This is a genomic window from Roseovarius sp. Pro17 (assembly GCF_035599575.1).
Classification (GTDB): domain Bacteria; phylum Pseudomonadota; class Alphaproteobacteria; order Rhodobacterales; family Rhodobacteraceae; genus Roseovarius.
Map to the genome: position 1 here is coordinate 2,171,034 of NZ_CP141179.1, position 12,839 is coordinate 2,183,872.

Annotated in this window: 14 protein-coding genes; 8 read left to right on the plus strand and 6 right to left on the minus strand. The window is 64.4% G+C overall.

Annotation, left to right across the window (positions count from 1 at the left end):
- Genes ispH through U3654_RS10515 form a run of 5 tightly spaced genes read left to right on the plus strand, consistent with a single transcriptional unit; the run spans position 1 to position 3,067 of the window.
- Positions 1-951, plus strand: coding sequence for a 4-hydroxy-3-methylbut-2-enyl diphosphate reductase (ispH, locus tag U3654_RS10495; protein WP_324751499.1), 951 nt, complete (start codon positions 1-3; stop codon positions 949-951).
- Complete coding sequence (locus tag U3654_RS10500) at positions 948-1,400, plus strand: DUF3429 domain-containing protein (RefSeq protein ID WP_324751500.1); 453 nt, start codon at positions 948-950, stop codon at positions 1,398-1,400. Before ispH ends, U3654_RS10500 begins: the two co-directional genes overlap by 4 nt.
- Positions 1,397-1,990: a class I SAM-dependent methyltransferase gene (locus tag U3654_RS10505; RefSeq protein ID WP_324751501.1), complete on the plus strand. Its 594-nt coding sequence runs from the start codon at positions 1,397-1,399 to the stop codon at positions 1,988-1,990. The genes U3654_RS10500 and U3654_RS10505 overlap by 4 nt, the downstream gene beginning before the upstream one ends.
- The gene (gene rnhA / locus U3654_RS10510; protein ID WP_324751502.1) at positions 1,983-2,447 is read left to right on the plus strand and encodes a ribonuclease HI; all 465 of its coding nucleotides are present in this window, start codon (positions 1,983-1,985) and stop codon (positions 2,445-2,447) included. Before U3654_RS10505 ends, rnhA begins: the two co-directional genes overlap by 8 nt.
- Complete coding sequence (locus tag U3654_RS10515; RefSeq protein WP_324751503.1) at positions 2,444-3,067, plus strand: trimeric intracellular cation channel family protein; 624 nt, start codon at positions 2,444-2,446, stop codon at positions 3,065-3,067. Before rnhA ends, U3654_RS10515 begins: the two co-directional genes overlap by 4 nt.
- Before the next feature lie 10 nt (positions 3,068-3,077).
- Here the strand turns inward: U3654_RS10515 and U3654_RS10520 are convergent, their stop codons facing one another.
- From U3654_RS10520 to def (U3654_RS10535), 4 genes are read right to left on the minus strand one after another with little or no spacing between them, the layout of a single operon-like run.
- Complete coding sequence (locus tag U3654_RS10520) at positions 3,078-3,320, minus strand: hypothetical protein (protein WP_324751504.1); 243 nt, start codon at positions 3,318-3,320, stop codon at positions 3,078-3,080.
- A gap of 10 nt (positions 3,321-3,330) precedes the next feature.
- A complete protein-coding gene (gene fmt, locus U3654_RS10525) occupies positions 3,331-4,236 on the minus strand; it encodes a methionyl-tRNA formyltransferase (RefSeq protein WP_324751505.1) in 906 nt (301 codons plus the stop codon).
- Between the two features lie 2 nt (positions 4,237-4,238).
- Complete coding sequence (gene def, locus U3654_RS10530; RefSeq protein WP_324751506.1) at positions 4,239-4,736, minus strand: peptide deformylase; 498 nt, start codon at positions 4,734-4,736, stop codon at positions 4,239-4,241.
- A 3-nt stretch (positions 4,737-4,739) separates the two neighbouring features.
- On the minus strand, positions 4,740-5,258 hold the full coding sequence (gene def / locus U3654_RS10535; protein ID WP_324751507.1) for a peptide deformylase: 519 nt from the start codon (positions 5,256-5,258) through the stop codon (positions 4,740-4,742).
- Positions 5,259-5,358: 100 nt separating this feature from the next.
- On the opposite strand from def (U3654_RS10535), the gene U3654_RS10540 reads away from it, so the two are divergent.
- Positions 5,359-6,528: a MalY/PatB family protein gene (locus tag U3654_RS10540; protein WP_324751508.1), complete on the plus strand. Its 1,170-nt coding sequence runs from the start codon at positions 5,359-5,361 to the stop codon at positions 6,526-6,528.
- A 40-nt stretch (positions 6,529-6,568) separates the two neighbouring features.
- Here U3654_RS10540 and U3654_RS10545 read toward each other — a convergent pair whose 3' ends face one another.
- Positions 6,569-6,943: a hypothetical protein gene (locus U3654_RS10545; RefSeq protein WP_324751509.1), complete on the minus strand. Its 375-nt coding sequence runs from the start codon at positions 6,941-6,943 to the stop codon at positions 6,569-6,571.
- Positions 6,944-7,140: 197 nt separating this feature from the next.
- Here U3654_RS10545 and cbiB point away from each other — a divergent pair, with 197 nt between their 5' ends.
- Positions 7,141-8,052: an adenosylcobinamide-phosphate synthase CbiB gene (gene cbiB, locus U3654_RS10550; protein ID WP_324751510.1), complete on the plus strand. Its 912-nt coding sequence runs from the start codon at positions 7,141-7,143 to the stop codon at positions 8,050-8,052.
- Between the two features lie 98 nt (positions 8,053-8,150).
- A complete protein-coding gene (locus tag U3654_RS10555) occupies positions 8,151-9,320 on the plus strand; it encodes a lytic murein transglycosylase (protein WP_324751511.1) in 1,170 nt (389 codons plus the stop codon).
- Positions 9,321-9,378: 58 nt separating this feature from the next.
- Here the strand turns inward: U3654_RS10555 and U3654_RS10560 are convergent, their stop codons facing one another.
- Positions 9,379-12,834 carry a chromosome segregation SMC family protein gene (locus U3654_RS10560; RefSeq protein WP_324751512.1) on the minus strand — a complete coding sequence of 1,152 codons (3,456 nt, stop codon included), beginning with the start codon at positions 12,832-12,834 and terminating at the stop codon, positions 9,379-9,381.
- Positions 12,835-12,839: the final 5 nt, after the last annotated feature.

The following is a 12,839-nucleotide window of genomic DNA, read 5'->3' on the forward strand; positions in this document are numbered from 1 at the left end:
ATGACCAATCCCCCTCTTACCCTCTATCTCGCGGCACCGCGCGGCTTTTGCGCGGGCGTCGACCGCGCGATCAAGATCGTCGAGATGGCGCTGACCAAATGGGGCGCGCCGGTCTATGTGCGTCACGAAATCGTGCATAATAAATACGTCGTCGACGACCTGCGCGCCAAGGGCGCGGTTTTCGTCGAGGAGCTGGATGAATGCCCCACCGACCGCCCGGTGATCTTTTCCGCCCACGGCGTGCCGAAATCAGTCCCGGCAGAGGCGGATCGCCGCCAGATGATCTATGTCGACGCTACCTGCCCACTGGTCAGCAAGGTCCACATCGAGGCCGAGCGCCACCATGACGCGGGTCTGCAAATCATCATGATAGGCCATGACGGTCACCCCGAAACTATCGGCACGATGGGCCAACTGCCCCCCGGCGCGGTCCTCTTGGTCGAAGCCGAAGAGGATGTAGCCAACCTGAACGTGCGCGACGCGGATGCGCTGGCCTATGTCACGCAAACCACCCTCAGCGTCGACGACACAAAGGGCATCGTCGCCGCCCTTCTAGCGCGATTCCCCACCATTCAGGGGCCGCACAAAGAAGACATCTGCTACGCCACCACCAACCGTCAGGCGGCAGTCAAGGCGATGGCCGCAGAATGCGAGGCGATGCTGGTCGTCGGGGCGCCCAACTCCTCCAATTCGCGCCGTCTGGTCGAAGTAGGCGCGCGCGCGGGCTGCGGCTATGCCCAACTGGTGCAGCGCGCCGCTGACATCGACTGGCGCGCCCTTGCAGGTATCCGCACCATCGGTGTGACCGCAGGCGCCTCCGCCCCCGAAGTACTGGTTAACGAGGTGATCGAGGCGCTTCAGGCGCGCTATGACGTGACCATCAAGCAGGTCGAAACCGCCGTCGAAAACGTCGAGTTCAAGGTGCCCCGCGTGCTGAGGACACCCGCATGAGCAGTATCCCCCGCTCTGCCCTGATCCTAGGCCTTGCCGGCCTAATCCCGTTCCTGTGGGGTGCAATTACCGTGCTGCAACCCAGCCTTGCCGACTGGACGATCCGCAGCATTGGCCCCCGCTTTTCCGGACCATATGTCATGTTGTTCTACGGCGCGATCATCCTCGCGTTCATGTCCGGCGTGCTCTGGGGCTTTGCCACGAAACTGGAGGGCACACAGGCCAGCGCGGGCTATGCGCTGTCAGTCATCCCGGCGCTCTGGGCGTTCTTTACGACCGGGGGCGGACCGTCCAGTGCGGGCATCTCGCTGATGGCGGGCTTCATCGGCCTCTTGGGACTCGACTGGCTGTTCTGGCGCTACGGCGTCGCACCCGGGTGGTGGATGTATCTGCGCGTCCCGCTGACGGCCATCGCGCTGGCCTGCCTCGCCGTAGGCGTCTTCGCATGAGCGCCGATGACAAGACCCTCGCCATCTACGGCGCGCAGGCGCAGGCTTATGCCGATCTGACGGATGATCTGGAAGGTGACAAACACCTAGTGAAGTTCATCGCCGCTATGCCTGATGGCGCGCGCGTGCTTGACCTCGGCTGCGGCCCGGGCCGCGCAGCAGGCCAAATGGGCGCAGCAGGGCTAGACGTGGATGCGATGGATGCCGTGCCGGAAATGGTCACCATGGCTGCTGCGCATCCGGGCGTTACTGCGTGGCAAGGTACGTTTGACGACATCACAGGCGACACCATCTACGACGGAATCTGGGCCAATTTCAGCCTGCTGCACGCCCCGCGAGCCGCCATGCCACGCCATCTGGCAGCGCTGCGTCACGCGCTGAAGCCCGGAGGTCTGTTTCATATCGGCGTAAAAACCGGCACGGGCGAGGCGCGCGACAACTTGGGCCGCCTCTACACCTACTACACCGAGGCCGAATTGCGCGGCCTGTTGACCGCCGCAGAATTCACCCCGCAGGGTAGTTGGACGGGCCGTGATACCGGCCTCTCGGGCGAGCCTGCCGACTGGATCGTGATCCACTCACATGGCTAAGCTGTTCGCCTATACCGATGGTGCCTGCTCGGGCAATCCCGGCCCCGGCGGTTGGGGTGCCCTATTGCGCGCAATGGACGGCGATAGCATCGTAAAAGAGCGCTGCCTTAGCGGCGGCGAGGCTAATACCACCAACAACCGGATGGAACTGCTGGCCGCCATCAACGCACTGGAAACGCTTGCGAAACCATCCAAGCTGACCATCATCACCGACAGCCAATACGTGAAAAACGGGGTCACCGGCTGGATTCACGGCTGGAAGCGGAACGGTTGGAAAACCGCCGCCAGAAAGCCGGTAAAAAACGCCGAGCTTTGGCAGCGGCTGGACGAGGCGCAGGCCCGCCACGACGTGACATGGGAATGGGTCAAGGGCCATGCAGGCCACCCCGAAAACGAACGCGCGGACGAGTTGGCCCGCGAAGGCATGGCACCCTTCAAAGGCAAACCAGTCAAATGACCGCGCCTGTCCTACTCGACTATGCCTCGGTGCTGATCTTTGCGCTGACTGGCGCGTTGGTGGCCAGCCGTGCGCAGCTTGACCTCGTTGGTTTCGCCTTCATCGCCTGCCTGACAGCGGTCGGCGGTGGCACATTGCGCGATGTGATGCTGGACCGTCATCCGGTCTTTTGGATGAACGATCCGACCTACATCCTGATCGCCGTCTGCGCCGCCGTGCTGATCTTCTTTACGGCGCATCTCGTTGAAAGCCGCTATCGCTGGCTCTTGTGGCTCGACGCCTTCGCGCTGGCGGTCGCCGTCCCGGCGGGCGTGTCGGCGGCGCTGCTGATGACGCAGCCCATGCCGATCGTGGTGCTGATGGGCATGACAACGGGCTGCATGGGCGGACTGATGCGCGACGTCGTCATCGGTGAGGTGCCGCTGGTCCTGCGCAAGGGCGCGCTTTACGTCAGCGCCGCATTTGCCGGATCGCTCACCGCGACCATCCTCGACCGGTTGGGCTTTGAGGCGATCATCGTCCTTAGTGCCTGTGGTGTCGTCACATGGGCCCTGCGCGCGGGATCGCTCGCCTTCGGCTGGGCCTTGCCGATCTACAAGGCACGACCGCCGCACGAGTAGCGCCGCGCCGTCAGCGCCGCCCGCGCCAGTGAAACGGCACGATGATCAACGCTCCGACAGACGACGCGATGGCGTTCAGCCCGGACGAGCCAAATCCGATGCCGAACATCAGCCGCACGAAGTAAAACAGGAACGCGCCGCCGATGCAGATGATGATCGACGGCAGGATACCGTTGCGCGTAAAGCCAGATTTTTCCGAGATGTAGCCGACGAACCCGGCGATCACGACCGTACCCATTATGGTTGGAAACATGACGCCTCGCCTATAGCCGCGTGCCTACAGGCACAGTCATGCCGCGCAGGAATTCACCCGCATCCTGCGCCGCACGGCCCGCCCGCTGCAAGCGCAAAAGCTGCACGGCGCCCTTGCCGCAGGCGACGGTCAGTTGATTGTCCAAAACCTCACCCGGAGCGCCCTGCCCCTCAGCCAGCCGTGAGGCCAGCAACTTGACGCGTTGTCCGTCGATCTCGCACCACGCACCGGGAAAGGGCGACAAGCCACGAATCAAGCGATCCACCTCGGCGGCGTCACGGCCCCAATCTACGCGCGCTTCGGCTTTGTCTATCTTGGCGGCATACGTCACGCCCTCGGTGCTCTGGGCCTGCGGCACCAGCGTATCCAGCCGCTCCAGCGCCTCGCAAATCAGACCAGCGCCCATAGCGCTCAGGCGATCATGTAGCTGCCCAGTCGTGTCCTCGGCCCCAATCTGCGCCTCCTCGCGCAATAGGACCGGGCCGGTGTCCAGCCCGGCCTCCATCTGCATGATGCATACGCCTGTCACGGCATCGCCAGCCATGATCGCGCGGTGGATTGGCGCCGCCCCACGCCAGCGCGGCAGCAGCGAGGCATGAATGTTCAGACAGCCATGCGTTGGCGCATCCAGCACCGCCTGCGGCAGAATCAGGCCGAAAGCCACAACGACGGCGACATCGGCGTTCAGCGCCCGATAGGCCGCCTGCACATCTGCATCCCTCAGGCTGACCGGATGCCGCACCTCGAGGCCCAGCGCACGCGCGCGCGCATGAACCGGCGTCGGGCGATCCTTTTTGCCCCGCCCCGCCGGGCGCGGCGGTTGGCTATAGACAGCGGCGATATCATGCCCAGCGGCGATCAGCGCGTCGAGTGTGGGAGCCGAAAAATCAGGTGTTCCCATAAAGATAACGCGCATTGCTAATCCTTTACCTTACGTGCCTTGCGCAGAAACATATCGCGGCGCAGCTTGGTCAGGCGGTCAAAATACATGCGCCCATTCAGATGGTCGATCTGGTGCTGCACAGACGTGGCCCAAAGGCTGACAAAATCACGCTCTTCGATCTCGCCTAAGTCGTTCATAAACCGCACCGTCACCGCACGCGGCCGCGCGACCAGCGCCGACAGGCCCGGCAGGTTCGGGCTTGCCTCTTCATGCGGGCGCATCTGGGCGCTGGCGTGCAATACCTCGGGGTTCGCCATGCGGATCGCCTGCCCCCGCACGTCGCTCGCATCGACCACGGCAAGGCGCAGCATCACGCCGATCTGAGGCGCGGCCAGGCCGACGCCCGGCATCGCCTCCATCGTGTCAATCATATCGTCCCAATGGGCGCGGATCTTGTCGGTGATCGCATCGACCGGCGTTGCGGCGCTGCGCAGCCGCTTGTCCGGCCAAGGAATGCAGCGACGCACGACCATCCGCTAGCCCCGCGCCATTTCGCGTTTCAGCTTCTGCATCCGGCGGGTGATCAGCTGCCGCTTCATCGGGCCGATATGGTCGATAAAGAGTTTGCCGTTCAGGTGGTCAATCTCGTGCTGCACGCAGGTCGCCCAGAGGCCGTCAAAACCGGCGCTCTGCTCATTTCCGTCCATATCGACCCAACGCACTTCGACCTCGGCGGGCCGGGTCACGTCGGCAAATTGATCCGGGATCGACAGACACCCTTCCTCATAGACGTTCATTGCCTCGGAACTGGCCGTTACCTCGGGGTTGAACATCACCATGGGTCGGGGTGTCGCGCCCTCTTCCTTGATGCAATCCATGACGATCAGACGGCTCAGCACGCCAACCTGCGGCGCAGCAAGGCCGATGCCTGGCGCATCATACATCGTCTCCAGCATATCCTCGGCCAGCCGGTGCATATCGCCGGTGACGTCCGTGACGGCCTCGCAGATTTTTTTCAGGCGGGGATCGGGGTGTATGAGGATCGGCATTTTCATGGGCTTGCATGTAGGTGATGCGAACGCGCGGTGCAACGGTCCTTGCACCCGACGCTGCGTCGGGTAGCTTGCGCAGCAGGCCGCAAAAGGGAGACCCTGCATGAACTTCGACGAAATCATCGACCGCGTCGGCACCCATTCCAGCAAATGGGACATGATGGAGCCGATATACGGCGTCAGCCCCAAGGATGGGATCGCGATGTGGGTGGCCGACATGGATTTCCGCCCCCCTGCCTGCGTCTCGAACGCCATCGCGGCGATGCACGATCATGGCATTTACGGGTATTTTGGCGACGAGGGAGCGTACCGTGCCGCGATCCAGTGGTGGATGAAAGAGCGGCATGGCTGGAGCGTCGACAGGGACGCGATTTTCACCACTCATGGCCTCGTCAACGGCACGGCGATGTGCGTCGACGCCTTTACGGCACCCGGCGACGGCGTGGTCCTGTTCACGCCCGTCTATCACGCCTTCGCAAGAGTGATCAAAGCGGCAGGGCGCAAGGTGGTGGAATGCCCGCTGACGTTGGAGTCGGGCAAATATCAGATGGATTTCGCAGCCTACGACGCCCAAATGACCGGGCGCGAGACGATGGTGATCCTCTGCTCACCGCACAATCCCGGCGGGCGCGTCTGGACCCGAGACGAACTGCAGGGCGTCGCCGATTTCGCGCGGCGACACGACCTGATACTGGTCTCGGATGAAATTCACCACGATCTGATCATGCCGGGACACCGCCACATCCCGATGGCGAATATCGACGGGATCGAGGATCGCCTCGCGATGCTGACCGCGACGACCAAGACGTTCAACATCGCCGGCTCGCATACCGGTAACGTCATCATCCCCGACGAGGGTTTGCGCACGCGCTTTGCAACGCGGATGGTGGCGTTGGGCCTTTCGGCGAACTCCTTTGGCCTTTTCATGGCCGAGGCCGCCTATTCCCCCGAAGGTGCCGCATGGGTCGATGCCGTCTGCGCCTACCTCGATGGCAACAGGCAGATCTTTGACGCAGGGGTAAACGCGATACCGGGGGTGACGTCGATGCCACTAGAATCGACCTATCTGGCATGGGTGGATTTTTCCGGCACCGGCATGACCCGCGAGGAATTCACCAGCCGGGTTGAGCAGACGGCGCGCATCGCGGTGAGTCATGGGCCGACCTTCGGCGCCGGTGGCGAGAACTATCTGCGCTTCAACATCGCCACTCCCCGCGCCCGCGTGCAAGAGGCTGTCGAGCGTTTGACCAAAGCGTTCTCCGATCTTCAATAAGGTTGTGACGGGGCTGGGGCGTCTGCGCGCCCGGCCCCGGCTATGCGGCGTCGTCTGGACGCCGCGCGACATGTTCCAGCAGGCCCGCAGGCGCATCTGGCGCGCGCGCGAAGTCGGCTGGCTGACTCGCCGACGCGTCGGTCATGCGCTTGTAGTCAAAATGCCACTCGCCCGCCTCCTCGACGGCTGCGACTATCAGGCCGCGCGACAGATGCCGGGAGCCGTCGTAGAGGTCCACCAGCCCGCCAAGATGCGGCGCATCCGCTGCGTCCACTGCAAAACCGCCAGGCCAGGCGCGCAGAATTCGGTAGAACACACCGCCCGCCTCGACCCTCAGGCGATGACTTTTGAGTTGCGCAGCCTTGCGGGCGGCATCCAAGCCGTCCTGCACATCGCGCGGCAAGTGCATTTCCATGGTGATCCCCTCCGGCTGTCGTCGCCTTACTAGGATGCGCCGAAAATCATTCCGATCAAGTTAAGAATTTTCGAAATGGTCTAGCGTTGCCGGTTTGCCAACCGATCTACACCGCCGAACCTCTAGCCTCCTTGCGCGGCGCACATTTATCCGATTGAACATAAAGTCAGGCGAATACCCCGGAAAGGAGGCCTCCGATGAGCATCCCAGCCATCCTCGCGCTGGCCATGCTGCTGGACGCCGCTTTGGGTGAGCCACGCTGGCTGTGGTCCCGCCTGCCTCACCCTGCGGTCCTGATGGGTCGCGCAATCGACGCGCTGGACATGCGTCTAAACGCGGGGGCGTTTCGGCGGGCCAAGGGCGTTCTTGCCGTGGCAATGTTGGCTGTTGGCGCTCTGACCATCGGGGTGGTGCTGGCCCAGTTGGGCACGCTGATTGTTGCCATAGCCGCCGCCATCCTGATCGCGCAGCGCTCACTGGTGGATCATGTCGCGGCCGTCGCGGCCGGCCTGCGCCAATCAACTGAAGCAGGGCGCAGCGCAGTCGCAATGATCGTCGGGCGAGACACCAACGGCATGGATCAGGCGACGGTCACCCGCGCCGCGATCGAATCGGCATCCGAGAATTTCAGCGACGGCGTCATCGCCCCTCTGTTCTGGTTGGCTATCGCCGGGCTGCCCGGCCTCGTCCTCTACAAGACAATAAATACTGCCGACAGCATGATCGGGCACCGCACAGCGCGTCACGCGCAGTTCGGCTGGGCGGCAGCACGGTTGGATGACGTGATGAACTTTGTTCCTGCCCGCGCCAGTGCTGCGCTGATCGCTCTGCTTGCCCGCCCGCGCCCCCGCTGGCAGGACATCGCATCGGATGCCCGCCAGCACCGCTCGCCCAACGGGGGCTGGCCCGAAGCCACGATGGCACGTAGCATTGGCGTGGCCCTATCGGGACCGCGCGCCTACGCAGGGCAGACGCAAGACTATCCTTTCGTCAACCCCGCCGGCCTGCGCCGCGCCGGCCCGGCACAGATCGACGCCGCGATCACGGTTCTGTGGCGCGCCTGGGGCGCCGTCCTGATTCTGGCAACTCTCGCAGCCCTCCTTGTGTAACCATGCGATCCTGCTGCAATTTCCTTAACTTCCGGTTTCAGACCCCCACTAAAATCCCGTAGTGTGCCGAAAATCTACAAACACCGACGAGGCCCTTCATGCGTTTTCTGCCCCTTTTCGCCACACTGCTGCTTGGCACCGCGCCAGCGCTCGCCGCGCCCTGCGGCGGCAATTTCGGCGGTTTCATAGCCGATCTCAAACAGGAGGCAGTGAGCGGGGGCCACGACAGTGCCGATGTCGATCGCTTTTTCGACCCGGTGCGGCGCGACCCGGCAGTCCTGAAGGCGGATCGCGCACAGGGCGTCTTTCAAAAGCCGTTTACCAACTTTGCGCAGCATCTGATCTCATCCAACCGCCTCAACACCGGACGGTCCAAGGGGCAATCCTACGACGCGGTTTTTGACCAAATCGAGGTGGAGCATGGCGTGAGCCGGGGCATCCTGCTGGCCTTTTGGGCGTTTGAGACCGACTTCGGTGGCTTTCAGGGCGATTTCAACACGCTCAGCGCCTTGGTCACGCTGGCGCATGACTGCCGCCGCCCGGCGCTGTTCCGCCCCCAGATATTTGCCGCGCTGAAGCTATTTGAGCAGGGTAATTTCGATCCGGCCCGCACCACCGGCGCCTGGGCCGGCGAGATAGGAATGGTGCAGATGTTGCCGCAGGACATTCTGGACAATGGCGTTGATGGCGATGGTGATGGGCGTGTATCGCTAAAAACATCCGCCCCCGATGCGCTGATGTCGGGAGGCCGGATGTTGCGTCATCTGGGCTGGCGCGCAGGCGAACCGTGGCTGCATGAGGTCACTGTGCCCGACGGGCTGGACTGGTCGATGACCGGGCTGCGCACCACAAAAACCGGCGCGGAGTGGGCTGCGATGGGCGTGCGATCGCGGGATGGCCGACTGGCGCAAAACCTGCCCGCTAACATCCTGCTGCCCCAAGGACGCGGTGGGCCGGCCTTTATCGCCTATCCGAATTTTCGCGTTCTTTTCGAATGGAATCAAAGCTATACCTACGTTCTGACCGCCGCCTATTTCGCCACGAGGCTGGAAGGCGCGCCGGTCATGGCCCTCGGCAACCCCGATCCGGGGCTGTCGTCGTCACAAATGAAGCAGCTGCAGGAAAAGCTGGCCGCGCATGGCTATGACGTGGGAAAGGTCGACGGCATTCTAGGTGCCGGAACGCGCGCGGCTGTGCAGGACGCGCAGCAAAAACTGGGGATGGCCGCGGATGCGTGGCCGACGCGCGAATTGTTGGGACGGCTGTAAAAATCGCGTCGGCTTGAACGGCGGCCAACACGTCTGACACAAATGAAGCGCTGTTGTCTCACGCCACCAGCGTCTCGGCCTTCTTGAGGTCGACCGACACCAGTTGCGATACGCCCTGCTCGGCCATGGTCACGCCGAACAGGCGGTCCATCCGGCTCATTGTCACCGCGTTGTGCGTGATGATCAAAAACCGCGTTTCGGTGCGGCGGCACATCTCGTCCAGCAGATCGCAGAACCGCGCCACATTGGCGTCGTCCAGTGGCGCGTCGACCTCGTCCAGCACGCAGATTGGCGCGGGATTAGCGAGGAACACGCCAAATATCAGCGCCAGCGCAGTCAGCGTCTGCTCGCCGCCCGACAGCAGGCTGAGCGTCGCCAGTTTCTTGCCCGGCGGCTGACACATGATCTCGAGGCCCGCCTCGAGGGGATCGTCGCTTTCGACCAGCACGAGGCTTGCCTCGCCGCCGCCAAAGAGGTGTTTGAACAGCATGGAAAAGTTGGAATTGACCTGCTCGAATGCGGTCAGAAGTCGCTCTCGCCCTTCGCGGTTGAGGCCGGCTATCCCACTGCGCAGTGCCTTGATCGCTTCTTCCAGATCGGTCTTTTCCGCGATCAGCGTGCCGTGCTCTTCCTCGATTTCCTTGGCGTCCTCCTCGGCGCGCAGGTTGACAGCGCCCAGCGCGTCGCGCTGACGTTTCAGCCGGTTCACATCGGCCTCAATCGCGTCAGATGACGGCATCCGGTCGACGTCGACTTCGAGCGTCTCTAGTAGTGCCTCGGGCGTCACCTCCAGTTCATCGGCGATGCGTTGATGCGCGGCGCGGCGCGCCTCGCTGGCTCCGTCGGTGCGCGCCTCACTGCGCGCGCGGGCCTCGCGGGCCTCGCCTGCGGCGCGCTCGGCGGTGCGTTCGGCCTCGGTCGCATTGCGCAGCGCGCCTTCGCCGGTGCTAAGCGCATCGCGCGCCGACGCTTGGCGCGCCTCGGCCTCGGTGATCTTGGCCGCCAAGGTGCCGCGCTCTTCGGCCAGGCGTTCGGGGACTGCTGTGGCGTCCTTCAGCTCGGCCTCCGACGTCTCCTTGCGCTCAGCCAGTTCGGCACTTCGTTTTTCTGCCGTCTCCAGACGGTGCCGCCAGCCGCTGATTTCCTTCGTCACTTCTTGGCGACGGCGCACACGGGCCTCGCCCTCGCGGCGCCGCTCGTCATGGGACGACCGGCGCGTCATCATCGTGATGCGCGCGGCCTCGACGGTCATCTTGATATCCTCGGCGCGGGCGCGCTCGGCGTCCAGATCGCCCAGGTCCGCCAGCCCCTTTTCGGCCTCTGCCAACTGCGCGCGCGCCCCCGTCGCCTCGTCCTCGTGCCGCGTCACTGCGAGCCCTAGGGACTCGAGCCGGGAGGCCGCCAGATTACGATCCGCCTCGGCCCGGCTGAGGGCGCGGGCAGCATCGTTTACCGCGCTATCGGCGGCGCGGCGGGCGGCGCGGGCGGCTTTGTCTGCTTCGGTCCGCTCCGCCAACTGGCGGCCCAGCGTTTCGTGCGCGGCGCGCGCACCATCAGCACGAGCCGTGGCGTGGGCCATCATCTGCTTGAGCTGTTCCAGCCGGTTCAGCTGCTCCAGCCGCAGCGCAGCGGCCGACGGCGCGTCCTCGGCCCAAGCGCGATAACCGTCCCAGCGCCAAAGATCGCCCTCGACGCTGACAAGGCGTTGACCGGGCTTCAGCAGCGGTTGCAGGCGCGGTCCATCGTCGGAATCGACGAGGCCGATCTGACTCATGCGGCGGATCAGCACGTCTGGCACCGATACGTTCTGCGTCAGGTCCGGAATGCCTTCTGGCAAGGCTTGCGGCGCGTCGTATCCGGGCAGTTCTGTCCAGCCCGAGGGGCCGTCCGCGTCGACCTGCGGTGCGCGCAGATCGTCGGCGAGCGCGGCGCCCAGCGCCTTTTCATAGCCCTGCTGGACTTGTAGGCGGTCCAGAATTTGGCCGCCCTCGGCAGTGTCGCGCTCGAGCAGACGCGCCAGTGCGGACACCTCGGCGCTGAGCGCGCTCAGTTCGCCCTCGGCCTCGCTACGTTCGGCGCGGGCATCCGCTTCGCGCGACTGGGTATCGCCGCGTGCCTCGTCAGCGGTTATCAGCGCGGCCTCGGCAGCTTCGGCAGCGGCTTGCGCGTCCTTTTCGGCCTTGCCTGCTGCGTCGAAATCATGCCCCGCCTGCTTCATCGCGTTGCGGCTATTTTCCACCGCAACACGCGCGCGGGTCGCCTCGCCTTCGCTGCGCTCCAGCGTCTTGCGGCTGTCCTGCAAAAGCCGCTGGGCCGACTGATACCGCGCCGACAGGCGCGCAACATCTTCGGTCAGCGTGGCCAGATCGCTCTCGCGCGCCTGCAAGACCTGAGAGGCCTCGCGTGCGGCCTCAGCTGCTGCCTCCAACCGGTCCTCGTGGCCCTCGCTGGCCTTCGTCAGCTCGGCCAATTCCCACTCAAGGCGCTGCATCGTATCGCCCGCGTCGCGGTTCAGGCCTGCCTCCCGCTCCATGTCTCGGGCGAGCTGCGTGATGCGCCCTTCCAGCGTTTCGATCCGGGTACGCGCGGCGGTTTCCTGATCGGCAAGGCTGGCCTGATGGACGCTCAACCGCTGCAGGACGGCGGCGGCGATCGCCTCTTCCTCACGTAGGGACGGCAAGGCGTCATCGGCTGCGGTGCGGATTTTCGCCGCCTCGCGCGCGGCCGTTTCGGCCCGCGCGGTGGTCGCTGTACGCTCGCGCAACTCAGCGCGGGCAACGTTCAACGCCTCGTCCGCCTCGCGCCAGCGACGGTAGAGCAATAGCCCCTCGGCGCTGCGCAGCTCGTCCCCGATGGCGCGGTAGCGGGCAGCCTGCCGGGCTTGGCGCGCCAGCGTGGCGAGCTGCGCAGCCAGTTGATCGACCGTGTCATCGACGCGGGTCAGGTTCGCCTCGGCGCCCCTTAATTTTAGCTCGGCCTCGTGGCGGCGCTGGTAAAGGCCCGAAATGCCGGCCGCCTCCTCCAGAATACGACGGCGCGCCTTGGGCTTGGCGTTGATCAGCTCGGAAATCTGGCCTTGCCGCACCAATGCGGGCGAATGCGCGCCGGTCGAGGCATCGGCGAATAGCATCTGCACATCGCGGGCGCGCACGTCCTTGCCGTTGACCTGATAGGCGCTGCCGACGTCGCGGGTGATGCGGCGAATAATCTCGATATGATCAGCGTCGTTGAACCCTGCGGGCGCAAGGCGGTCGGCATTGTCGATATGGATCGTCACCTCGGCAAAGTTGCGCGCGCCGCGCGAGGCGGCGCCGGCAAAGATCACATCCTCCATCCCGCCGCCGCGCATGGCGGTCGGTCGGTTTTCGCCCATGACCCAGCGCAGCGCCTCCAAAAGGTTCGACTTGCCGCAGCCATTTGGGCCGACCACGCCTGTCAGCCCGCTGCCGATGATCAGATCGGTCGGATCGACAAAGCTTTTGAAGCCGGTCAGTTTGAGCTTGGAGAAGCGCAAGAGGG

What these genes read in the sequence shown, in the direction of transcription:
- ispH (WP_324751499.1), top strand. Translation starts at nt 1, where the DNA reads ATGACCAATCCCCCTCTTACCCTCTATCTCGCGGCACCGCGCGGCTTT.
- U3654_RS10500 (WP_324751500.1), top strand. Translation starts at nt 948, where the DNA reads ATGAGCAGTATCCCCCGCTCTGCCCTGATCCTAGGCCTTGCCGGCCTA.
- U3654_RS10505 (WP_324751501.1), top strand. Translation starts at nt 1,397, where the DNA reads ATGAGCGCCGATGACAAGACCCTCGCCATCTACGGCGCGCAGGCGCAG.
- rnhA (WP_324751502.1), top strand. Translation starts at nt 1,983, where the DNA reads ATGGCTAAGCTGTTCGCCTATACCGATGGTGCCTGCTCGGGCAATCCC.
- U3654_RS10515 (WP_324751503.1), top strand. Translation starts at nt 2,444, where the DNA reads ATGACCGCGCCTGTCCTACTCGACTATGCCTCGGTGCTGATCTTTGCG.
- U3654_RS10520 (WP_324751504.1), bottom strand. Translation starts at nt 3,320, where the DNA reads ATGTTTCCAACCATAATGGGTACGGTCGTGATCGCCGGGTTCGTCGGC.
- fmt (WP_324751505.1), bottom strand. Translation starts at nt 4,236, where the DNA reads ATGCGCGTTATCTTTATGGGAACACCTGATTTTTCGGCTCCCACACTC.
- def (WP_324751506.1), bottom strand. Translation starts at nt 4,736, where the DNA reads ATGGTCGTGCGTCGCTGCATTCCTTGGCCGGACAAGCGGCTGCGCAGC.
- def (WP_324751507.1), bottom strand. Translation starts at nt 5,258, where the DNA reads ATGAAAATGCCGATCCTCATACACCCCGATCCCCGCCTGAAAAAAATC.
- U3654_RS10540 (WP_324751508.1), top strand. Translation starts at nt 5,359, where the DNA reads ATGAACTTCGACGAAATCATCGACCGCGTCGGCACCCATTCCAGCAAA.
- U3654_RS10545 (WP_324751509.1), bottom strand. Translation starts at nt 6,943, where the DNA reads ATGGAAATGCACTTGCCGCGCGATGTGCAGGACGGCTTGGATGCCGCC.
- cbiB (WP_324751510.1), top strand. Translation starts at nt 7,141, where the DNA reads ATGAGCATCCCAGCCATCCTCGCGCTGGCCATGCTGCTGGACGCCGCT.
- U3654_RS10555 (WP_324751511.1), top strand. Translation starts at nt 8,151, where the DNA reads ATGCGTTTTCTGCCCCTTTTCGCCACACTGCTGCTTGGCACCGCGCCA.